Origin of the sequence: Campylobacter sp. RM9333, assembly GCF_020137705.1 — a bacterium.
Classification (GTDB): Bacteria; Campylobacterota; Campylobacteria; order Campylobacterales; family Campylobacteraceae; genus Campylobacter_E.
In genome coordinates this window covers 1-21,246 of record NZ_JACGAY010000027.1, presented here as the reverse complement: position 1 = coordinate 21,246, position 21,246 = coordinate 1, and the positions used below count along the sequence as shown (strand labels likewise).

Annotated in this window: 34 protein-coding genes; 25 read left to right on the top strand and 9 right to left on the bottom strand. The window is 31.3% G+C overall.

Going from position 1 to position 21,246, the window contains the following annotated elements:
- The first annotated feature begins 515 nt into the window (after nucleotides 1–515).
- Nucleotides 516–710 carry an XRE family transcriptional regulator gene (locus AVBRAN9333_RS08620; protein WP_336609837.1) on the top strand — a complete coding sequence of 65 codons (195 nt, stop codon included), beginning with the start codon at nucleotides 516–518 and terminating at the stop codon, nucleotides 708–710.
- Between the two features lie 40 nt (nucleotides 711–750).
- Here the strand turns inward: AVBRAN9333_RS08620 and AVBRAN9333_RS08615 are convergent, their stop codons facing one another.
- From AVBRAN9333_RS08615 to AVBRAN9333_RS08585, 7 genes are all read right to left on the bottom strand, one after another.
- On the bottom strand, nucleotides 751–1,176 hold the full coding sequence (locus tag AVBRAN9333_RS08615) for a Panacea domain-containing protein (protein ID WP_336609836.1): 426 nt from the start codon (nucleotides 1,174–1,176) through the stop codon (nucleotides 751–753).
- The gene (locus AVBRAN9333_RS08610; RefSeq protein WP_336609835.1) at nucleotides 1,177–1,392 is read right to left on the bottom strand and encodes a hypothetical protein; all 216 of its coding nucleotides are present in this window, start codon (nucleotides 1,390–1,392) and stop codon (nucleotides 1,177–1,179) included.
- 2 nt (nucleotides 1,393–1,394) lie between these two features.
- Entirely contained in the window at nucleotides 1,395–1,859 is a 465-nt protein-coding gene (locus tag AVBRAN9333_RS08605; RefSeq protein WP_336609834.1) for a hypothetical protein, read from the bottom strand.
- Nucleotides 1,846–2,124: a hypothetical protein gene (locus AVBRAN9333_RS08600; protein ID WP_336609833.1), complete on the bottom strand. Its 279-nt coding sequence runs from the start codon at nucleotides 2,122–2,124 to the stop codon at nucleotides 1,846–1,848. The genes AVBRAN9333_RS08605 and AVBRAN9333_RS08600 overlap by 14 nt, the downstream gene beginning before the upstream one ends.
- Nucleotides 2,121–2,390 carry a hypothetical protein gene (locus tag AVBRAN9333_RS08595; protein WP_336609832.1) on the bottom strand — a complete coding sequence of 90 codons (270 nt, stop codon included), beginning with the start codon at nucleotides 2,388–2,390 and terminating at the stop codon, nucleotides 2,121–2,123. The genes AVBRAN9333_RS08600 and AVBRAN9333_RS08595 overlap by 4 nt, the downstream gene beginning before the upstream one ends.
- An 88-nt stretch (nucleotides 2,391–2,478) precedes the next feature.
- Nucleotides 2,479–2,919, bottom strand: coding sequence for a hypothetical protein (locus AVBRAN9333_RS08590; RefSeq protein WP_336609831.1), 441 nt, complete (start codon nucleotides 2,917–2,919; stop codon nucleotides 2,479–2,481).
- Complete coding sequence (locus tag AVBRAN9333_RS08585; protein WP_336609830.1) at nucleotides 2,912–3,556, bottom strand: hypothetical protein; 645 nt, start codon at nucleotides 3,554–3,556, stop codon at nucleotides 2,912–2,914. Before AVBRAN9333_RS08585 ends, AVBRAN9333_RS08590 begins: the two co-directional genes overlap by 8 nt.
- A 178-nt stretch (nucleotides 3,557–3,734) precedes the next feature.
- Between AVBRAN9333_RS08585 and AVBRAN9333_RS08580 the strand changes: the two genes are divergently transcribed.
- The 24 genes from AVBRAN9333_RS08580 (at nucleotide 3,735) to AVBRAN9333_RS08465 (ending at nucleotide 19,880) form a co-directional block, all read left to right on the top strand.
- A complete protein-coding gene (locus tag AVBRAN9333_RS08580) occupies nucleotides 3,735–3,956 on the top strand; it encodes a hypothetical protein (protein ID WP_336609829.1) in 222 nt (73 codons plus the stop codon).
- Nucleotides 3,937–4,194, top strand: coding sequence for a hypothetical protein (locus AVBRAN9333_RS08575; protein WP_336609828.1), 258 nt, complete (start codon nucleotides 3,937–3,939; stop codon nucleotides 4,192–4,194). The genes AVBRAN9333_RS08580 and AVBRAN9333_RS08575 overlap by 20 nt, the downstream gene beginning before the upstream one ends.
- Nucleotides 4,191–5,150, top strand: coding sequence for a hypothetical protein (locus tag AVBRAN9333_RS08570; RefSeq protein WP_336609827.1), 960 nt, complete (start codon nucleotides 4,191–4,193; stop codon nucleotides 5,148–5,150). The genes AVBRAN9333_RS08575 and AVBRAN9333_RS08570 overlap by 4 nt, the downstream gene beginning before the upstream one ends.
- Nucleotides 5,110–5,709 carry a hypothetical protein gene (locus tag AVBRAN9333_RS08565; RefSeq protein ID WP_336609826.1) on the top strand — a complete coding sequence of 200 codons (600 nt, stop codon included), beginning with the start codon at nucleotides 5,110–5,112 and terminating at the stop codon, nucleotides 5,707–5,709. Before AVBRAN9333_RS08570 ends, AVBRAN9333_RS08565 begins: the two co-directional genes overlap by 41 nt.
- Nucleotides 5,706–6,335: a hypothetical protein gene (locus AVBRAN9333_RS08560; protein ID WP_336609825.1), complete on the top strand. Its 630-nt coding sequence runs from the start codon at nucleotides 5,706–5,708 to the stop codon at nucleotides 6,333–6,335. Before AVBRAN9333_RS08565 ends, AVBRAN9333_RS08560 begins: the two co-directional genes overlap by 4 nt.
- Nucleotides 6,271–7,977, top strand: a complete 1,707-nt coding sequence (locus AVBRAN9333_RS08555; RefSeq protein WP_336609824.1) for a terminase gpA endonuclease subunit — start codon at nucleotides 6,271–6,273, stop codon at nucleotides 7,975–7,977. Before AVBRAN9333_RS08560 ends, AVBRAN9333_RS08555 begins: the two co-directional genes overlap by 65 nt.
- Nucleotides 7,974–8,126 (top strand): hypothetical protein, encoded by a 153-nt coding sequence (locus AVBRAN9333_RS08550; RefSeq protein ID WP_336609823.1) that lies wholly within the window; start codon nucleotides 7,974–7,976, stop codon nucleotides 8,124–8,126. Before AVBRAN9333_RS08555 ends, AVBRAN9333_RS08550 begins: the two co-directional genes overlap by 4 nt.
- Nucleotides 8,123–8,581 (top strand): hypothetical protein, encoded by a 459-nt coding sequence (locus AVBRAN9333_RS08545; RefSeq protein ID WP_336609822.1) that lies wholly within the window; start codon nucleotides 8,123–8,125, stop codon nucleotides 8,579–8,581. Before AVBRAN9333_RS08550 ends, AVBRAN9333_RS08545 begins: the two co-directional genes overlap by 4 nt.
- 165 nt (nucleotides 8,582–8,746) lie before the next feature.
- The gene (locus AVBRAN9333_RS08540) at nucleotides 8,747–8,968 is read left to right on the top strand and encodes a hypothetical protein (protein ID WP_336609821.1); all 222 of its coding nucleotides are present in this window, start codon (nucleotides 8,747–8,749) and stop codon (nucleotides 8,966–8,968) included.
- A complete protein-coding gene (locus AVBRAN9333_RS08535) occupies nucleotides 8,965–10,338 on the top strand; it encodes a phage portal protein (protein ID WP_336609820.1) in 1,374 nt (457 codons plus the stop codon). The genes AVBRAN9333_RS08540 and AVBRAN9333_RS08535 overlap by 4 nt, the downstream gene beginning before the upstream one ends.
- Nucleotides 10,335–10,814 carry a hypothetical protein gene (locus AVBRAN9333_RS08530; protein WP_336609819.1) on the top strand — a complete coding sequence of 160 codons (480 nt, stop codon included), beginning with the start codon at nucleotides 10,335–10,337 and terminating at the stop codon, nucleotides 10,812–10,814. Before AVBRAN9333_RS08535 ends, AVBRAN9333_RS08530 begins: the two co-directional genes overlap by 4 nt.
- 22 nt (nucleotides 10,815–10,836) lie before the next feature.
- A complete protein-coding gene (locus AVBRAN9333_RS08525) occupies nucleotides 10,837–12,129 on the top strand; it encodes a phage major capsid protein (RefSeq protein ID WP_336609818.1) in 1,293 nt (430 codons plus the stop codon).
- Nucleotides 12,130–12,140: 11 nt separating this feature from the next.
- Complete coding sequence (locus tag AVBRAN9333_RS08520) at nucleotides 12,141–12,437, top strand: DUF7210 family protein (protein ID WP_336609817.1); 297 nt, start codon at nucleotides 12,141–12,143, stop codon at nucleotides 12,435–12,437.
- Complete coding sequence (locus AVBRAN9333_RS08515) at nucleotides 12,437–12,733, top strand: hypothetical protein (protein ID WP_336609816.1); 297 nt, start codon at nucleotides 12,437–12,439, stop codon at nucleotides 12,731–12,733. Before AVBRAN9333_RS08520 ends, AVBRAN9333_RS08515 begins: the two co-directional genes overlap by 1 nt.
- Nucleotides 12,730–13,161: a hypothetical protein gene (locus AVBRAN9333_RS08510; RefSeq protein WP_336609815.1), complete on the top strand. Its 432-nt coding sequence runs from the start codon at nucleotides 12,730–12,732 to the stop codon at nucleotides 13,159–13,161. Before AVBRAN9333_RS08515 ends, AVBRAN9333_RS08510 begins: the two co-directional genes overlap by 4 nt.
- Nucleotides 13,158–13,787, top strand: coding sequence for a phage baseplate assembly protein V (locus AVBRAN9333_RS08505; protein ID WP_336609814.1), 630 nt, complete (start codon nucleotides 13,158–13,160; stop codon nucleotides 13,785–13,787). Before AVBRAN9333_RS08510 ends, AVBRAN9333_RS08505 begins: the two co-directional genes overlap by 4 nt.
- 14 nt (nucleotides 13,788–13,801) lie before the next feature.
- Nucleotides 13,802–14,917, top strand: coding sequence for a hypothetical protein (locus tag AVBRAN9333_RS08500; RefSeq protein WP_336609813.1), 1,116 nt, complete (start codon nucleotides 13,802–13,804; stop codon nucleotides 14,915–14,917).
- The gene (locus AVBRAN9333_RS08495) at nucleotides 14,914–15,393 is read left to right on the top strand and encodes a DUF5675 family protein (protein WP_336609812.1); all 480 of its coding nucleotides are present in this window, start codon (nucleotides 14,914–14,916) and stop codon (nucleotides 15,391–15,393) included. Before AVBRAN9333_RS08500 ends, AVBRAN9333_RS08495 begins: the two co-directional genes overlap by 4 nt.
- A 10-nt stretch (nucleotides 15,394–15,403) precedes the next feature.
- Nucleotides 15,404–15,904: a phage major tail tube protein gene (locus AVBRAN9333_RS08490; RefSeq protein WP_214117590.1), complete on the top strand. Its 501-nt coding sequence runs from the start codon at nucleotides 15,404–15,406 to the stop codon at nucleotides 15,902–15,904.
- 9 nt (nucleotides 15,905–15,913) lie between these two features.
- Nucleotides 15,914–16,225: a hypothetical protein gene (locus AVBRAN9333_RS08485; RefSeq protein WP_336609811.1), complete on the top strand. Its 312-nt coding sequence runs from the start codon at nucleotides 15,914–15,916 to the stop codon at nucleotides 16,223–16,225.
- Nucleotides 16,226–16,331: 106 nt separating this feature from the next.
- Entirely contained in the window at nucleotides 16,332–18,962 is a 2,631-nt protein-coding gene (locus AVBRAN9333_RS08480) for a phage tail tape measure protein (RefSeq protein ID WP_336609810.1), read from the top strand.
- Nucleotides 18,963–18,970: 8 nt separating this feature from the next.
- Entirely contained in the window at nucleotides 18,971–19,357 is a 387-nt protein-coding gene (locus AVBRAN9333_RS08475; RefSeq protein ID WP_336609809.1) for a hypothetical protein, read from the top strand.
- A 108-nt stretch (nucleotides 19,358–19,465) separates the two neighbouring features.
- Nucleotides 19,466–19,777, top strand: a complete 312-nt coding sequence (locus tag AVBRAN9333_RS08470; protein ID WP_336609808.1) for a hypothetical protein — start codon at nucleotides 19,466–19,468, stop codon at nucleotides 19,775–19,777.
- Entirely contained in the window at nucleotides 19,749–19,880 is a 132-nt protein-coding gene (locus AVBRAN9333_RS08465) for a hypothetical protein (protein WP_336609807.1), read from the top strand. Before AVBRAN9333_RS08470 ends, AVBRAN9333_RS08465 begins: the two co-directional genes overlap by 29 nt.
- Nucleotides 19,881–19,896: 16 nt before the next feature.
- Here AVBRAN9333_RS08465 and AVBRAN9333_RS08460 read toward each other — a convergent pair whose 3' ends face one another.
- Nucleotides 19,897–20,388, bottom strand: a complete 492-nt coding sequence (locus AVBRAN9333_RS08460) for a hypothetical protein (protein ID WP_336609806.1) — start codon at nucleotides 20,386–20,388, stop codon at nucleotides 19,897–19,899.
- Nucleotides 20,378–20,869, bottom strand: a complete 492-nt coding sequence (locus tag AVBRAN9333_RS08455; RefSeq protein ID WP_336609805.1) for an ImmA/IrrE family metallo-endopeptidase — start codon at nucleotides 20,867–20,869, stop codon at nucleotides 20,378–20,380. The genes AVBRAN9333_RS08460 and AVBRAN9333_RS08455 overlap by 11 nt, the downstream gene beginning before the upstream one ends.
- Nucleotides 20,870–21,246 lie beyond the last annotated feature (377 nt).

Below are 21,246 nucleotides of genomic sequence, written 5' to 3'. Positions count from 1 at the left end.
GTTGATTTGTAATATCAACCATTTGGAATTATAATAAATTAATTATTAAAAATAGCTTAGATGTTTTCAAATAAAATTTAAGGTGGTAAAACATACCACCTTGAGTAAATACTACTTGTTTATTTGTAGTTTTTTAATTTCTTTTTCAAGACTTAAAACTTTAATTGATAAAACTAAAATACTAAGCGATAAAGCAAGTATTAAGACGCTTGTAATCATTCCTTCTCCTTTCTAGGCTAAAATATCTAGGGCAAAACGATAATTAAGGGCTTTCGCCCTTTTTTCTAACGTTTGGCGTTTTTTGCTTGTATGATTGCAGTCACCAGCAAAATTATCGCACTTATTAGATTGATGAAATCTGTTAAATCATTCATCGTTTTGCTCCTTTCTATAAAAGTTATATCTTATAACTTTTATAATGTAATTATACATTTTAAATGCTTAAATTATCCTTAATTTATGTAAAAATACATTATTAATTTATTTTTGCTATATTACGAATGAAAGGAATTATCATGGATACAAAAGAATTTAAAATAAAGCTAATAGAAGCTGATTTAAATAATCTAGAATTTGCAAAGCTTACAGGACTAAACCCTAAAAGCATAACGAATTGGAATCAAGAAGGCAAAAGACCGCCTGAGTGGGTTAAGCCATTTCTAGAGTTTTACATCAAAGCTAAAAAATATGATGAGCTTATGCAAAAATAGTATTAAGTAACTACCGAACAAGTTTCGGTAGTATATTTGGCTAAGCTGTTGTTACTTCTAGGCTTATTAATTTTTTATCAATAATTTCTCCTATTCCTGCACCATTGTTAAAAGTTTTATACCAAGCTCCCCCAACTTGAGTATTCATATCTACTAATTTAAATGGGTTTAAGTTCATACAATTTTCAATCAGTGATTTTTGCCTATATGACAATTCTAGTCTATCTGCAATGTCATCTGCTATCGCATAAGCACCATAACGACTATAATTGTTATACACCACATATATAATTGCTCCATATTCGTAAGCTACAAAATCATCTTCAAATAATGCTTCGTTATAAAATCTTAGGTTTTGTGCTTGTAGAAAATATAAGATTTTCTGTAGTTGCAAATTAGTGATTTTATGATTATTTTCATGGCAATATTTAATCACTTGCTTAGCATAAAACATTGCGTTTTTCATTTATTTTATTTCTCCATTTTTTATAAAATATAGTAATTCATCATTGAGTTTTTGCGTTTCCCTTATTTCTTTTATTGCATTTTCTGCTATTTGTCGTGAGAATTCTGATTGTTCTAGTGCTTGATTTAATAGTTGTCTTTGTTTTGTATTTTCCCAACTTGCTCCTAATAACAATATTAAAATAAATATAGATATTACATTCCAAATAGTTTGCATTTTTACCTACTTACCATCAAAAAATTATCGCCATTTATATTATTTTGCGAAATAACTATATTTCCACCTGCCATATTTCCACGATTAAAAAAGCTTCTTTGCTTTATTTTGGCTTTCTTTTTCCCATCGCCTATATTTGTAACGACGCTACTAAAAAATGCTGTTGAATTTATGTTATTTCCTATGTAGCTATTTATATTATTACTATTAATGTTGCTACTATTAACATAAATGCAGTTATTACTATCAAATACAAAATCGTTATCTTGTTCTATTTCTTTTTGTATTTGTTCTAATCCATCTCTTATAGCTTTTACATCATCAAAGCTTTTCTCTTTTATAGCTTCATCAAGTCTAGCGATACATTCGCTAAAGACTTTATTAATATCAATATTATTTATAATAATACTCTTGCCACAAACTGTCACACCTTTATTTTTCTTTTTAAATAGATTAAATATTTTCATCTCTTTTCCTTTGCTTAATCTCACTAAATAACGCTTCGCTTTGCTTATCTAGTTCTTTATTTTGTCTTTCACGCTCTTTTATCTTGCGTTTTCTTTCTTTGCATGCAATTTCTTCTATTAGCTTACATCTTTGTCTAGGGCTTAATGCTAGATATTCATCGATACTAATGTCGTAATATTTTTGAACCATCCTTAATGGCTTAAGCCTATTTTGAAAATACAATTTAACGATTTTTAAAAACTCTTTTATGTTTTGTAGGCTCATAGCTCATTTTCCTTTTCTTGAAATAATGATTTTATTTTACGCTCTACACACTCATCATAAAGCCCTTGCAAAGTATCAGAAGATAAAATAGCAATGATTTCTATGTCTGTCTTAAGTTCTTTAGATACAAATATGATTTTTTTATAATATTCATGTGCAAAATCAAAGCAAAAAACGAAAACTCCCAAGTTTATAAAAGCAACGGCTAAAATACCCAAGTTCCCCCATAAACCTGTGCCTAAATAAACAAATTCATAAAAAAGCAACTAAATAACACAACACACAATAATGCTAAAAAGAGTAATAATATAAACATTGCGAGTTCATGCCTAATAAAAGTAAAAACTATTCTCATCACTCGCTCCAAACTAGCTCAAATAAAGACTGTTTATTATTAATCTCTTCTATTAGCTCAATGATTGCTTCGGTTGTTTCTTCTATTGTGCTTTCTGGCGTGCGTTGTATATATAACTCATCAAAATCAGCCTCATATTTACCATTGTAGCAATACACATCTATATTAATATGGCTGTTATAAAACTCAATTTCTATGCTCATATTTAATACAAAATCATCTACACGATTATTTAATTCTATATCAGTATTAACAAATTTTTCAATTTTCATTAAATCTACACTATTTGTAAAAACATATAATGCATATTTGTCCCTCAATAACGGAAACTTCATCTTCACGCTATCTCCATTGCGATAAATCTTCTTTTGCTCATACACTTGATTTACTAGCGTTTTTAAATCATCTTTGCTTATGATATTGATTAGTTCTTTACTCATTTTTAGCTCCTAAATCATCAACCAAATCGCTTAATATTTTCTCAACTACTTTTATCGCTTCAAAATCTTCATTGTGTAAGCCTATATTTAAGTATTCTATGCTTTTGTTTAATACCTTAAGAGTGTTGATATTTTTATCATCGCTAGGTTTGAATAGCTCTAAAAACTCTTGTAATGAGATATGTTTATCAATGTATTTAAGATCAGTGAATATGTATTTATCATACTTAATATCACTAGATTTGATTTTTAAGTCAGCTTTTTCTATCACATAATCAGCCGTTTCGCTAAACTCATATTCTAAATCTTCATGACAATAAACTAAATTCTTAAAGTATCTAGCTCTTAGGTTCAAATCTTTGTCTATAAAATAAATTCTATTATCATAGCAATCATATTTGTCTATGAATTTTGCCACGCTAAAATTCTCATCTATTTTTATAACTTCATTAAGGACTGTGCCTTCATTGTAAGCCTTTTCGTTTAGTTTTGCAAAACCATTAAAATCAAGTTTTAATTGCTTTGCAATTTCAAGCATTGGCACAATACTAGAAAATCCACCATTCCAGTGATTATAAAAAAGCTCAATTTCTTTCTTTTCTATATCAATTTTAGCAACATAACATCTGTTTCCCATGTTTTCTCCTTTTTCCTGATTCAAATTCTTAATAAAATTACAAGAATATTAATATCTTATTCTTAAAATAAGCATAAAAATATCAATATTATTAATAAAATTGTATTTTTTAATAATTAATTAAGATTTAATCATTAAGATTTTATGAATAAAATAATTTTATTAATAAGGATTATGAATGTTAAAAGCTGATTTTGAAAAATATTTATCTAAGTTCTACAAAGACAAAAGAACTATAAAAAATAAAATGCGCTGTATTCATAGGCTGCGTTGGCACGAAATACAAAAGATCAATAAAGACACAAAAATACCTTTTGATTTTCTAAAAAACAAAGACAGGCTGGAGCTTTATTTTTTACAAAAGAAAGCAGAGGCGGAAGATGATACTAGGCACATTTAATACAAACGAGCTTTTGAAAGCTCAAAAAAAGCGGACTATGTTTATGGCTAATTTGCGTGCGAAATTGCAAGGCGAGTTTTCTTTAGATGAGCTAAAGAAAACAATTCTAAAGCTTGATAAGGATTTAAGATACAACCTTGATAGCTTCATAGAAGAGCTAAAAGCAAATGAGCTAACAGAGATAAGCACACTTTTTAGTGATACCAAATATTATCAATTTAGAAAGGAGAGAAGATGACTTTTTGCGTAGCTGATAGTAAAATTGATGAATTAGTAAAAGTCAATAAGACCCAAAAACAATTATTGTATTTTTTACTAAAAAGCAAAACTAAGTTTAATTTAGACAAATGTATAAAAGCCTTGCAGATTTCTTCAAGGACATTTTATAGAAATGTTGAAGTTTTATTAAATAAAAATCTAATAATAAAAAAGGCTAATGATGATAAATTATATCATAATGAAAGCAATGTCGTTTATCAATTAGAACCTAATTTTGAAAATGATTTAAAGGGACTTTTTGGCACAAAGCAAGTGACAAAATGTCACAAGCAAACTGACAAAATGGCACACAACGACTGCCAAAATGTCACAAGCTCTACCTATATATATAAGAGTAAGAGTAGAGTAAGAGATGAATTTATAAAACCCCAAACCCCTTACAAAGGGGCTAGTGTTGTTTGTGATGAAACTTCTCAAACAAAAACTAAAAGACAAAGTGAAAATAAATCTCAATTAAAACTTAAAGCACAAAGAATAGCAACCGAGCTAAATAATACTAGCGATGAGTTTATTTCTAAACTAGATGAGTTTTTAAACAATCGTAACAAAAAGCACAAAATCACAGATGCTTACATAAGCGATTTAATAAACGAGTTAAAACAAATACCAAGCCCACTTATTGCAATAAATAAATGCTTAGCAAAAGGGTGGATAACTTGCGAGAGCCATTATTTTAAGAGCAACGCTCAAATTGGTTTAAATCACAATTACGCACTACATCCAAACTTGCAAAGACAAGTAGAGAATAATGAGCTTACAGGACTAGAAGCACAGCAAAAACAAAATTTAGCACTAGCACTAGCAAGAATTAAAGACAAAGAAGAAGGCACAAATTACTATGAACAAATGAAAAATCAACTAAGAAAGGATAATTATGAAAATAAAAATACTACAAAACTTATTCAATGCATTTAATGATGATTTTAAAAGATTTGATTTATATTATGATAAGCTAAAGGATTTAGATAATGATGAGTTAGCTTGTGTTGTAGATAAAGCTATTGTAACTTGTAGAACTTTACCTAGTATTGCAGAGATATTAGATTTACATTATGAAGAAAGTTTTAACACTGCTTTGAATACTCTTAAAAATGTAGCTAGTTTTTTTAACTTTAATTGCCAATGCGTTGCGTTTGAAGATGACACACTAGCTGAGTTAATTAGGCGTAAGGGATTAAAACATTTTGCATATTCTGATGCTGATTATTTTAGCAACTATTGGAATATTAAAAATCTTAAAGATGAATATATTCAAATAGCGAAGTCTAGTAATAAAAAAGTAATTAGACATATTGAAAACAAATGTTTTAATGCTATTTGTTTATTTTATGATAAAAAAGGAAATAAGCATATATTAAAGAACACCGAAGAACTACAATTATTTTTAAGAGATGATAAATCTAAACAAGAATATTTAGCAGAATGCAAGAGCAAAGAAAACTTAAAAAATATTCTAGTTAAGGTCATAGTATGAGTAGCTCAAAACCTGAATTAAAAAGACTTGAAGTTTTAGACAAATGGCAAAGCGTAGGAGCGATTAAAGACTTAGTTCATCAAGCACCGATTAAGATTATTGACACTTTAGAAACTAAATATTCTTTAGAACGCAATAGTAAAAATCACGCAAGAAAGCCACCATTAAAAAACACAAGAGTAGAGCGTATTTATACGCCTGATTTTGCTTATAAAATACCGAGCCTAAAGCTACTAGTATTTGAAGAGTTTAAGAGTGATTACACAAGAGTTAAGCTAAGAGAAGCGTATTCGCTAAGAAGACAATTATTAGAGCAAAAAATCAAGGCGTTCAATGAAGATAGTGAATTAACAAACTTTATTAAAGAAAGCTTTAGCGTTTTACACTCAACTTGTAAATATACAAATCTTAATGAGATTGAGAGCATATTGCTAAGAACTGCTAGAGAGCAAAGCAAGAAAGATTTTAAAGATTTCTTAAGCGATGAAGAAATAAGGCAAGGTTATAAAATCGTGTTTTTTGAAAATGAGTTTATATACTACAAATATGCGGAGCTAATAAATGATTACAAGCGTAAATTACGACTTAGAGAATACGAAGCATCTTTATTCGATACTTGCGAATAGTATTTTTACTAAGCCACACTTGGATTTGTTAGCGTGGAGTGAGAAATATCGTTTCTTAAGTGCGGAAGGAAGTGCTAGACCGGGTAGATTTAAAGCAGCTAGTTATCAGCGTGAGATACTAACTATAATTAGCGATAAAGAGCATAAACGAGTAGTATTAAACTTAGCTTCACAGCTTGGCAAGACTGAAATGTGCTTAAATACTTTAGCGTATCTAATAGCACATGATCCAACGCCGATTTTGTATATGTTACCTGATGAAGGAATGGCTGAAGACTTTAGTAAGCGTAGATTTGCACCATTAAAAAGGGACTGTAAAGAAGTTGTGAAGATTATGGGCGAGAACGCAAGTGATACGATACTAATTAAGAACTTCAAGGGCGGTTCTTTAAACTTCGTAGGCTCAAATAGTGTTAGTAAGCTTGCTTCTAAGCCTATCGGATTTTTAATCGTTGATGAAGTTGATAGATGCAGCAATACAGCAGAAGGCGATAGTGTAGCACTAGCAGAGAAAAGAACTATTACTTTTCCAAACGCAAAGATTTTATTAGTTAGCACGCCTACTTTACATGGCACTAGCAAGATACAAAACGAATACGATAAAAGCGACAAAAGACGCTTTTATGTGCCTTGTCCTAAATGTGAGTTTAAGCAAGTTTTGGAATGGGAGAATGTGGATTTAGATAAAGAATGCCTAGTTTGTATTAATTGTAAGCACGAGATAAGCGAAAGAGAACGCCTAGCGATAATTAAAAAAGGTTGGTGGATAAAAGAGTGTGAAAGCGATGTGGCAGGGTTTCATCTCTCATCGCTTTATAGTGAGTATGTGAGTTTAAAAAGCATTATAAAAGACTATAAAGATAAGTGCAAAAGCGAAGCAGGTTTGCAAGTATTTATAAATACCACACTAGCTAGGACCTACACACCAAAAGTAGAAAGCAAGATGAATGAAAGTGATTTAATCAAGCTTAAAAGAGATTATGACAATCTTAGCTTTTCAAGTGATGTGGCGTTTATCGTGGCTGGCGTGGATGTGCAAAAAGATAGGCTTGAAGTTAATTTCGCAGGAGCGAACAAAGACTTAAAAGATTTGCGAGTTTATAACATTACGCATAAGATTATCAAAGGTAATCCAAGAGAGTTAATGGTGTGGGACAAGTTACATGAATTAGTGCAAAATGGTGTTTTTATGAGTGAAGTTGGCGAGTATTTAAAATGTAGCCTATGTTTTGTAGATAGTGGCTATCTAACAGAAGAATTTTATAACTTCGTAGCTAGGCATAAGAGCTATTTTGCCACTAAAGGAGCAAATGAAACGAGTAATAATAAAAAGCTACTTGTAAATAAAGTAAAGGCGATTAAAAGTGGTGTAGGATTAATTGAAATCGGAACTTTTGCAGGCAAAAGCGAAGTGTTTGCGATGATAGAAAATAAGCGTGTAGTGTTTGCAAAAACTTATAGCGATGAGTATTTCAAGCAACTAACAGCCGAGAGCTTAAAAGTTGTAAAAAATAAATATGGAGATGAGAATTTAAGATTTACAAAAGACAGAGATAGAAATGAAGCATTAGATTTAAGTGTACTAAACCTAGCAGCTATAAAAACATTTTTAAGCAAAAAGAAAAGGAAGATTAAGCAATGAGTAAAAGAATTAAATATCCACACAAGATAGTTTTTAGAATTGACAACGATACACTAAGTGAACTTATAAAGTTAAGTGAGAAACAAAATAAAAAACATAGTCAAATTACTAGACAAGCATTAATTGCATATTTAAAAGCGTTCAAATGAAAACAAAAGACATAGCTAGTATTTTTGATGTTACTCAACAAACGATTTATAATTTTATAAATGAAAATAACATTAAACCCATAAGCAATGGAGAATACGATATTAGTCTAGTACAAATGTATTTTAAGCATTATAAAAATAAGCTAATTTTAGATAGCGATGACCCCAAAATAGCAAAAATAATCGCTGATACAGAAAAGGCAAAAGCTGAAACAGATTTAAAAAGATTAGATTATGAGATAAAACAAAAAGAATACATTAAAGCTTCAGTAGTTGAAAATGTATTAAGTGATGCATACAAAGCACTTACAAAAAAAGTTTATGATTTAGATAAAGAAGTACATAAATATTCAAGCTTACAAGAAGCTTGTGAAATACTACTAAATGATTTAAAACTTGAGCTGTTAGAAAAATATAAAGAGTTAGATAGCAATTGTGAGCTAGATATTTCTTAGGTTCTTCTTGTAATTTTTCAAGAGTTGGGGGTTCGCATCCGCAGTTTTCCGATTTGTGAAAGTTTTTAAAATCCATTTTGATTTAATTAAATGAAAAATAAATAAGATTTTGCAGTTTTTTATTTGTCATACTTTTAGAAACCTTTTATTTTTTAAACTCACGCTATGAATAAAGAGCGTATAAGAGAAAGAATTAGATTAATTGACATTGCCATTGATGAAGTTTTGCAAAGCGAGAGCCTTGCAGACCCTATCACTTCATATACAATCGATAGCGTTGTAATTAGCAAAAAATCAAGTGCAGAGCTAGTGCTTGAGCTTGAAAGATTAAAAAGCACTTATGCGAACTCTTTAAAAGTTAAAGAGATGAGGTTTATTTTTGCATGAAGTTATTTAATTTTTTTTATAAGCAACGCAAAGCAAAAGCAAACCTAAGCAAATCAATCTACACTAATCCTATTAAGCAAAACACATTTTCAAGGCTTAATATCCCACGCCCAACAGATACATATTTTGAGTGTATACGAATACAAGCAAGAAATTTAGAAAATGATTTTCCACTCATTCAAGGCTACTTAAATACAATGGTCGCTCAAATCCTTGGCGATGAAGGTCTAGTATTAGATGTAGCCACGCCAAATACAAAGCTAAACAAAGCTATTCAGAACAAGTGGTTTAAATACGAGCTTGATATTGATTTTGAAGATATAGAAGAGCAAATATTACGCAACCTAATTCGTGATGGCGAAGTCTTTATATATTGCGAGATTGTAAAAAATAAGCTTCATATTAAGTTACTTGATAGTGCGAACTTTTTAGCAGCCAACACGAATTATAAAGATTTATTTTATAGCATAAAATACAAAGATGAAAGCTGTGAAGAGATAAAATCATTTATCTACACAGATCCAATAACTCGCAAAGCAATTGAAATCAACTCAAACAATATTATCTATGTGAAAAATGATAAAGCTACTTTTTCACATCGTGGGATAAGTGAATTTGTATCAGTGATTTTGAATGTTACACAATGTGCTGACTTAAAAGAAGCAGAGCTGGATAGAGCACAATTGCAAAGTAAGCTCACAGGCTTTTTAAAAGAAAAAGATAATCCATTAGCCGACACGCTAGGCGATGATGAAGAGATACAATTAATTAAAGAAGTTGATAGTGGAAAAATGCAGTTTATCCCATCAAATGTAGATGTTGAAATGATAAAAGAATATAACCCAGTATCACTCCAGCAATTCTTATTAAGTGCAAATCAAGAAACAGCAAAAGCTTTAAAAGTTGATTATGCCACATACACAGGAGATATGAGCCAAGTTAATTTCTCGAGCATTCGCCAAGGTGCATTAATAAATATAAGAAATTACAAAAGACTACAAAAAAAGTTAGCTAGAAAAATACACTCAGTAATTTTTACAAAATGGCTAGAGATTGAGTATTTAAACGAACAAATAAGCTTAAAAGACTACGAATTAATAAAAGCTAATTTTAGCTTCAAAGGGCAAGGATACGAAAGCATAGATCCAACCAAGGATGCACAGGCAAATGATATTCAATTAAAGAACGGCACAAAAACTTATAGCGAAATCTTGCGTGAAAAAGGCAAGGAACTCGACACGCATTTAAGCGAAATGCAAAAAGAACAAGATTTGATAAAGCTGATTAAGGAAAGAGACCTAGACAAAAATACACAAAATAATACACAAAATTTTACACAAAATAATACAGAGAAAGGAGAAGAAGAGTGAAAGATTTCAAGCTAAGTGCAAAAGCACTAAGCCACGATGATGAAAAACTAGAGATTTGTTTTATGGCTTTAAGCAAAGACAACAAGCACGAGCGAACCGAGTTTTTTAGCGATGAAAAATATTTTTTATCAATAGATATTAGTTCGGCTAAGTTTAATGCAACTACGCTTTATCTAGACCACGAGCCATCATTTGGGAATGCTATCGGCAAGATAACGCAGACTAAGCACGAACAAGACGGCATTAAATGTAAAGTTCAGTTCTTTAAAGAAGTAGAACAAAGCTATCAGGCATATTTAAAGTTTAAAAATGGACTTAGCGATAGTGTAAGCGTTGGTGCTAGAGCTGATGATTATGAAGTAATTACAGAAGTAAGTAACGGCGTTGAGTTAGAGCATATCATTTTAAAAAATGCCGAAATCTATGAATTATCAGCCGTGTGGCTAGGAGCTGACCCAAATGCAAAAAAAAATTAATCAATTTCAAAAGGAGACAAAAATGGCAAAGAAGTTTAACGATGAAGACATCAAAAAAGATGATGAGCTAGAAAAGGACAAAGAAGAGTTAGAACAAGATGAAGATAAAGAGCTAGAAGATGAAGAAGACAAAAAAGAGCTTAAATCAAAAAATCTTAGTGCAAGATTAGCAGAGCAGCAAGAAATCGCAAAAGCTGGAGCGTTGTTTGGCAAAAGTGAGTTAGCGAGCGAATTTATTGCTAAAGGCAAAAGTCTTGCAGAGTTTAAAGATGAGCTTTTGTTAAGCCAACAAAGAGAAATTAAAACATTTAGCACGAAAGGGGCAAGAAATTGTATGAGTGATAGTAATTTTTCATTAGCACAAGCATTAAAGCTACAAGCTGGAGTGATTAAGAGTAGTGATTTAAGATTTAATCTAAGCGAATATCAAAAAACAAATACAATGTTAGAATTGCCAAAGTCATTCGGTCATCAGTTTGCAAACCCATTTAATGGCTATTTAAACGACAATTTAAAAGGTGCAACGCACGATGAGTTTAGAGCTGATTTATTGGTAGAACAAATGAGAATAGAAAGCGATATTTTAAATAAATGTCGTATGTTTGCAGGTCTTACAAATGAAATCGTAATCCCAAAAGATTTATCAACGCTAACAGCTGAAAAAGTTGTTTACGGAACAGAACAAGCAAGTCAAAATCTAGATTTTGATGTATTAAAAATAAGTCCTGTAACACTTAGAATTACAGTAAAACTTACTCATCAAATGCTATATATGAGCGATTTTGACCTTGAAAGCATTGTTTGGAGAGAGAGCGTAAGGGCATTTAAGGCTAAGTTTGAAAATATGGCTTTATACGAAGGTTATGGCGAAGTTGGGAAGTTCGCAGGGCTTTTTGCTACAAATGGCATAGCTAGAAACGATAATTACATGAAAGCTCCTACATTTGCTAAAACTCTTGATTTTGAAAACGCTTTAATAAGTGCTAATTATGACCCAAGCAATACAGAGTTTTACGCAAATAAAACAGATATAAATATCTTAAGAACTACAGAAAAATCAGCAAATACAGGCATTTATCTAATAGATAAAGACAACACCTTAGCAGGTAATAAAATCTCACATTGTCAAACGCTAAAAAAAGGAGATATGGTGTTTGGTGATTTTAGCAATTTAGCACTTGCAACATTTGGAAATCTAAGAATGTCAATGTTGCCACAACCTGCAGGACTTTATATCTTAGAAGCTTTCTATGATGTAGGAATGGGCGTGTTAAATGAAAAAGCGTTTTGTCTAGCACAAAATACAATTATTTAAGGAGATGAAAAATGAAAAAATATGAAGTATTAGTTAGCTTTTATTACGAGAAAAAGACCTATCCAGTAGGCGACAATATAGAGCTTAGCGAACAAGACGCTAAGCAGTTACTAAGGTCAAACTATATTAAAGAGCTTTATGAAACAACCAAACAAGCTAAAAAAGAAAGCAAAAAACAAACTGAGCCAAAGTCAAACGATGAACCAAAAGCAGATGAGCCTAGCGATTTAGGTGAAGAACAAAAGGTAGATGAGCCAAACGAAGAGCCAAAGCCTGAAGAACAAAAAGCAGATAAAAAAGGCAAGTAATGAAAATACATAAAACACTTGAGCGTGATTTGTCAAGACTATTTAAAAACGGCGTAGAAGTAGCCCACGAAAAGGGCAATTTTTACGCTAATTTTTCAAATAGATTATTAAATTACGATGAGCTAAGTGAAGTAAAAACTTCAATAATAGCTCTAAAAAGCTCAAGCGATAGAGTAAGCGTAGGCGATGAAATCACAATTAATCAAAGTGCATATGAAGTAATCAAAAAAGAGATATACGCCGAAGTTAATAATAGATTTTATCTAAGAGAAGCGATAAAGAAAGCGACATTATGAAGATTACAGAGCAATTTATAAGCGAAGAGCCACAAGCACCAGCTATAAAAATTAACGAAATAATGCTGAATTTAAAATCAGTTTTAGAAAAGCTGATTAAAAATACTTCACTATTCGCACTAAATATTAAAAGCAGTGATGAATTTCCATTGTGTGTAATCACAGACAAGAGCGATAGTATAAGTGCAAATGTAGGGCAATATTTTCACATAATAGACTTAGATATTAGTGTGTTTGATAGTTCTTATACTAAATGCAATGAACTTATATTTAATATCTTGCAAATGCTTAAAAATGCGGACTTAAAAGCGATGGTAAAAAGCATTAAAAGTATTGAACGAGAACATATAGAACTTGCAAATAAAGAAGCTTTTAAAATGTCTATTAAATGCGAGCTTAAATATAGCACGGAGCATTTTGCGATATGAAGGCTTATTTAGGAAAAATCGTAGAAGTAAACTACGAAAAAAGCTTGGTTAAAGTTGATTATCAAGGAACAATAAGCGATTTTATGCCTTACAAGCAAGTTGCAAACTCGTATGTGAAAATCTACACACCAGCTAGAGTCGGAGAGCAAGTAAGTATTATTGAGCTTGATGGTGGCTTTATGTATGCAATAGCTAGTTTTTTTAACGTGGATTATCCAGTAAACGGCGATGAATTTACGCACAAAATCACTTACGAAGATGGCACAGAGTTAAGTTATAACACTAAAAGCAATACATTAGAAATCAACGCAGTAAAAACGATAAATATAAGCTGTGCAGATTGCAATGTAAAAGCTTCAAATGTAGATGTAAATTGTTCTACTTTAAATGCAAGTGCAAATACTACAACAATAACAAGTCCAAACATTAGCCTTAACGGAAATACAAATATTGCTGGTGGAATTAGTACAAGTGGAGCAAAAGGCGATGCTGGAGCTTTCAAAATCAACGGCTCTTTAAACATAACAGGTTCAATTACTGCAGGTGGCACGATAAGCGATGGTAAAGGCGATTTAACAAATCATGTACATAGTTGTACTTGCGGTGCAACAGCAACAACAAGATAAAAAAAGGAGAAAAAATGTCAGTAGGAAGTTTTGGAACAACAGTTATTAAAAAGAATAAAGGCGTTCCTTTAGTTAAAATTGATAACGCAAGACCAACGGTGCTAATTTTAGCAAGTGAAAACACAGGAATTAATTATTATTTATATGATGATTTAATCAATTTGGAGCAAGATTTAGAGCAACTAAAGCTAAAAGATACGGAATATTTAAACGATTTAAAGGCTGCTAATTTTAGCTCACAAATAGCTATTATCACTTATCACGATGATACATTAAACACTACGCAAAATTGCTTAGATGCGATTGATAAGCTAAATGATTGCGAAAATGCCTTAAAAATTAGAGCGTTTTGGGTTTTATGTGATTTAGATAGTGATGATACTTATTTTAAACTTCATCAAAACGCAGTAAAAATGGGCTTTATTTTCTTTCATCAACTCAGCGAAAATACAGAAAGTGCGATTTTAACAAAGACTGAAAATTACCCAGTGCAACAAGCGATAATCTCTTATCAATTAGTAACAAGAATTGGTGGTGGTATTCGCCCATTGAAAGCCTTTTTACTAGCAAGATATAGCGAGTTATTAGCAAGTGAGCCTTATGCGTTTGGCAAATCACTTTCTAGCAAGTATCTTAAAGGTATCACGGCAATAAATACAATTGCGACTTATCTTGAAGGAGAAGACACTACAGCTGATAGATTAAGAGCAAACTATATCACGATGGTAGTAAGTGATGATGGTTTTAAGATTTGGGGTTGTGAATGCAAAATTCAAAAACTTGAAGATGATTTCGCAGATATTAGAACAGGTATTATCATCAATGAATATGCAAGAGAGATTAAAAAAATACTTAAAAAAGTAAATGATGAAGATTTAGAGCTATTTAGCACTGTTTTTGCAGGCATAACTGATTTTAACAATAGATTAATTGCAAATAAAGTTGTTGCCTATGGGAAAATCAGTATTGATTTAGCAAAAAACACAGAAACGAGCTTGGCTGGTTGTGAAATCAGTATAGATTTTGATATACAAGAACGCCCAGTCGCTAAGAAAATCTATGCGTATGTCAACCGTGTTACAGGGCATCTTGGCGTTATTATTGAAAATATACAAAAGGCTGCATCATGAAAAAGTTAATCGTTCATAGAGATTTAAGAACCCCACAAGCAACCCTTAGCGTGTGGGATTTAAGAGCAGAAAATAACGAGAGCTTGTTTGAGTGTTTTGGTTGTGAGCCACCAGGAGAGCCTATAAACGAACTAAATAATGATAAACCAATCTTGCCTGGCCTATATAATGCGAGTTATTATTATAGCCCTAGATTTAAGAGAATATTAGCAAGACTTTGGAGTGATAATCCTAAAAACTATTTATCATGGGATAAGGCAGTGGCAATTCACACAGGCAATACTGACGCAGATACTCAATCTTGTCTTTTACCTGGCAAGACAAGAAACAATATAGGCGTTTGGCAAAGTAAGATGGCTTTTGATGAGCTAAATACGCATTTGCCTAATCCAAAATGCTATCTTGATAAAAACAATAATACAAAACTAGATGAAAACAAAAAGCCACTAGTAGCTTTTTTGGTAGAAATTATTTAAAGGAGAATAAATGAGAATAGAACCACAAGCACTAACAGGTGCAAGTTTAACCTTAAATGGCATTAAATGTAAAGGTGCTTTAGTAGAAGCAGATTTGCCAGAGCATGAATTTATAACAAAAGAAGTAGCTGCTAGTATAGGCAAAAAAGAAATAGTTTTGCCAACCCTAAAGCCACAAAGCTTAAAAGTAGTTGTAAATGCAGTTGATAATGCTATGTTTAAATTAGCGTTTAATCCAAGTCTAAAAAGAACACTGATTGTACTTGAAAATAATATAAGTGATAACGACAAAAACACTAGTTATAAAATTGTGGCAAATGGCAAGATTAAAAAAATCACACCACCAAAAATCGCAATGGAAGAAGAGATTAAAGTAGAGATTGAGTTAAGTTGCTATGCATATACAGAGCTTATCAATTTAACTCCAGCATTTTTATATGATGTAGATAATGAGATATTAATGCCAGACGGCATTACAGATATTTACGCAGAAATTAGAAGTAATATTTAAGGAGATAATATGAATTTTAATAATTTTGATTTTAATACTTTATATAAAAGTGAGACTTATAAAAGGGGCGAGTTTGAAGTAACTTTAAAAGAGCTTTCAGTTCAACAAATGAGAGCAGTTGACATTGAAAGAAAAAAAGATGAGTATAAAGGCACGATTTTAGGAATTGAATATGCAACCGATGGACTTATTACAGAAGAGATTTTTTACAAGTTGCCAAACTCAATACAAATGGAATTATCACAAATATGGTTAAGGCTAAACCTACCAGCAGACGCACTAGAAAAAATCGCAAAAAACTTGCCAAGTCCTACTGTGTAATAAGTAGGACCTTCAACACTTCGCTAAAAGATTGTGAAAAAATGACTTTTAGCGAAATCAAGTTTTATATGAGTGAAGCTGTGAAAATCATTAAAAGGGGTGGTTAGTGGCACAAGAAAAAGTCTTAGAATTTGGAGTTGGCATCAACGCTTGGAGTAAAGCATTTGAGCGTATTAGCAAAGAAAGTGAAATATTAGGCACTAAATATAATAATTTAATTCTTGATGGTTACGAGCAATACAAAAAAGCCCAAGAAGAACTAGCAGACAAAATCTCAAAAGGTGCTGAGTTAAATATCAGTGAAGCTCAAAATAAAATAAAAGAATTAGGCGACAGCTTAAAATTAGCACTAAAGCAAAAGCTAGTAGTAGATACTAAAGAAGCCTTTGATAATATTGTAAGCAATGGAGCGAAAGCATTTGCGGGCTTTTATACTCTTAAAAATGCATTTGGAAAATATGTAAGTGCTGCTGCAAGTTTTGAAGAAGACATTAATAGTGTCAAAAACCCACTTTCACTAAGCCAAGAACAGACAAAAGCCTATGAAAACGCTATTAAAAATCTAGCAAGAACCACCCCAACAGCCACAAGCGAATTAATAGCAATTAGTCAGGTACTCGTTCAAAACGGAGTAAATGCTAGTAATCTAAACGAAATAACAGCACTAGCTAATAAGGTTGCAATCAGTTTTAGATTAGATAGCATAAAAGCAGCAGAGCTTACAGGAAAGCTTAGTCAAATGGGGCTAAAAGCTGATGAGATAAATCTACTTGCAGGTCAAATTCATAATCTTGGCGAGAGCTTACAAACCAATCCACAAGCGATATTAAACGCAGTGGGTAAATTAGGCGAGAGCGGTAAGCAAATCGGATTTAGTTTAAAACAAACCGCCGCACTTAGCGGGGCGTTAAATAGTTTAGGAGTTGGAGCAAACGAGAGCGAAAAAGCAATAGAAAAGCTTTATGAAAGCTTTGCAAAAGGCGATAATAATGCACTTTTACAAATGGGAATATACCCAGCTGATTTTGCTAATGCACTTAAGCAAAATGTAGATGTTGCGCTTCAAGCATTTATGAAAATGATAAATAAGTATGACAGCCATACGCAAAAGCAACTTTTAACAGGTCTTGTAGGTGCTAAAGAAAGCACGGCTTTGCTAAAACTAGCTCAAAATATGGATATTTATACTGAAGCTAAAAAGAAAATGAACGATATAAATGCTAATAGTAAGCTTGATGGTGAAGTTGGAGCAGCACAACAAGGCTTTAATAATCAGCTTAAAATCTTTAATAATAGTGTTACGGATTTATGGCAAAACATAGGAAACGCACTTTTGCCAACTATTAGCACTCTTTTAGACTATCTTACAAAGAGCATTCATTTAGTAAGTGATTTTACAGCAAATCATCAAACGTTAACACAAATCGTGGTAGGCGGTGTAAGTGCATTAGTCGCTTACAAGAGTGCATTGTTTGCAATTGAGAGTGGAAAAAGTGTTTTTAAATTAATAGGTTTGCCTATAACGGCACTAAATGAGCATGTAAAATTAGCAACGCTTTTAAATCGTTCTTATAATGCGAGTTTTAATCCTAGTATTTTTACTAAAATGAAAAATGCTTTATTTACATATACTGTTGCAGTTGAAAGTAGCACGATAAAGCAAAGAAGAGCTATAAATAATTTGTTTTTTGATATTCCAAAAATTGCAAAAAATAGTTTAAGCAAGATAAATCCAATGTCACTAATAAAATCAAGTAATAAAGCTCTTAAAACTTATGCTAGTCATTTATTACTTTATTCAAAAGCACAAAGTCTAGCATTCGCAAATATTACAAAAAGTGCAACGTTAAATCTAGTAAGTATGCCGAGTAGACTTTTTAAAGCAGTTACTAGCTTTAATCCACTAGCCTTTATAAAAAGCTCATTTTTAACAATTCCAAAGCTGATAGCAAGTGTGAGCAGTGGAGCAATTAATGTGATTTTAGGAGTTTTTAATGTCTTAAGAGTTGCATGTCTAACAAACCCTATCGGACTTGTAATAAGTGCTATTGCTGGAATTGGTTTTGCAGTGTGGAAAAATTGGGATATTATAAAATCATTTTTTAGCGGAGTTTATGATGGCTTTTCTAGTGCATTTGCTCCGATTACCGAGAGTTTAGCACCTACATTTAACGCAATAGGCATAGGTGTAGATTGGGTGTGGGATAAGACAAAAGGATTTTTTAGTTTTTTTACTACACAAATAGAGCATTCAAGCGAACAATTAGAGAGTGCGAAAAGTGTAGGTGAGCGTTTCGGGCAAGGACTAGCTAAAGTATTTGAGATAATTCCAATGGCTATTAAAGGTGCTATTGACATAATTAAAGAGCTTATTGATTGGATACATAAAGCTTATGATTATACAGTAGGACTAATTGATAAAGCGAGTGAAATCACAGGAAGTATCGGCGATAGTATAAGCGACGCGTGGGATAGCACCAAAAAGGCTTTTAGCACTGGTTTTGGCTTGTGGGGAGATGATGAGCAAAAAGTCATCAAAAATACACAAGTAAATGAGCTAATAAAACTAAACGCAGAATATGATAAAGCTAAACAAGAGCAAGTGATAAACAATCAAAATAAGCAAAAAAGCATAACTGATAATAAACAAGTAAATATTTATGTAGATAATCAACAATCAGCACAAGAAATAGCAGCAATAGTTCAAACACAAAATTATAGCTTTGCTGATTTTTAGGAGTAAAAATGGTAATTATGATTGATGATATAGAGCTTTATATTAAAGATGGAATTGATGGTATAAAGCGAACTCTAACGCCTAAGATAAATAAAGTTGAAGGTATTGCTAATACATTTTATCAATGTGTTGGTGGATATACTGAAGAAATAAGCTTTAATGCTTATTTGGTAGAAGATAGGCTAGATATTTTAGATAAACTTGATGAGATTGTAAAAACTAAAAAGATTGTGGATTTTATGTGTTTTGATGATTTTTTAGATTGCAAGATACTCATCACTAGCAAAACAGACAGCCCTGAGCTTTTTACTCGTGGGGCAGAGCCAAAAAGCAGTATATATCACGCAAAAAGCGTAACAATTACAGGCTATTTAATAAATAAGGATAGCGAATGATTAACAGGAATTAAAAATATAAAAGACATAGAAAAACAAGCCAACAAAGAGATAAAGAATGCACTAAATAGAACTATTACAAAAGTAAGAAAAGACACCATAAACAATATGGTAAAGAAAACAGGTATAGACAAAAAGATTTTAAACAAATCAAGCGTTATGAAAATATACAGAGCAAAACCAAACGAGCTAAAGATAAAAATTAGTGCGACAGCAAGAGCTAAAATTGGTATTGATGACTTGAAAGGTAATAAAACAGAATATATTGACAAAAAGCTAGGAGTAAAGAAGATTGATATTAATGAAAAACTAGGAGTTAAAGTTGTTACAATTGATAGAAAAGGCGTATTACCATTTGACCCAATTGCGATTAAAAAAGCTCCTGATTTTTTTGGTAGGACAAAAAAAAGGCAAAGATGAATACCTAAAAAAATCAAAGAAAACTATAAAAGAATTGTTAGAAGAAGAAGTAACCACAGAGATAGCAGATGAAATATTTGCTGAAGAGTTAAAAAAGAAATAGAATTTAAATTCGGAAATTAATTTTCCGAATTTTTGTTTTTATCGTTAGATATAATGTTTTCATCGATCCCTAAATACATTGTCGCTAGTGAAATACACATTACAATACTAAAAATCAAAATCCCTATTTCAATACTTTTAGTTACCGATGCGATAATACATAAAATGCCAAAAAACATATTAATTGAAAATAGCAAATCTTTTAATTTTAATAAGCTTTGTCTTGAGTTACTAACTTGAGAAATAAAAACATAGCTGAGCGCTAGCATTAATCCATCATAATATTGAAAAGAGGTCATTTCTTTATCATAATAATGTAAAACCATAAAAATTGCCATCGGTAAGTAGCTTAATAGTGCTTTTGGTAAAAATGCATATATAAACTTATTACGATGTTTTACCCAATTAATCTTATTGGTTTTTAGTAATGTAGAATTATTTAAATACTCACTAGCAGCTTCATTTATATCATTCTTAGTATTAAAAATATCAATCGAATTATCTGCCATACATAAGCCTAGTTGCTACAAAGTTATATCTAAAACTTGCAAAATCATAAGACACATTTGACGTACTAGCAAGAGATGCAATATCAAATCCCCCACGAATATGTTCTGCCACTTTATCAAAAGGTAATAGTAGTTCTGCTGCAAAAGCATTAGCTTCTTGTTCCTCTATCGCCTCTTGTGTTCCAAATTCCGGAGTATTTTTTCTATATCGTATTTTATCTCTAGAATGTAAAAGCCAATGTCCTATTTCATGTGCTATTGAAAAAAACATTCTTTGTGGATACAGCATTCTTTTTATGTAGATTGTCTTATTAATTGGATCCAATAATGCTTCATCTTCCATATCGTTATTAAAAGCAATATTAAGTCCTAAATCATTTAAAATCGCTACAAAATCAACTGGATTTCGTTGTTGATAAATCGGATTACTTATCAATAACTCATTAGCAACTCTTGTAGCTTTATTGAAATCTGCCACCATACTCATATCCTTAAGTCTCTCCTTTTGTGTTATATTAGCATTTTTTTATAAAAAAATGTAATAAAAGATATATTACTAGCTGTCATAAGCTATTAAATTATGTTTTTTACCAATATAAATAAAAATATTTTCATTAAACATAGAAACTAATTTTTTAGTCCTTAGAATTTTTGTAAAATATCGGCAAAATGGGATAGTTTGGTTCTCAGTGGTTTGTTTATGTATTTATATATAATTTTACTTATTTTTTATATTGATTTTATATTTTTTAAAACCCTTGTAAAATAGTAATTTTTAGTGTTGCACAGGTGCAATCTTTGTTAGTCAGTGTCCTTTATTTAGTCCTTAGCATATTTAAAGCCCTTATTTTATAGATA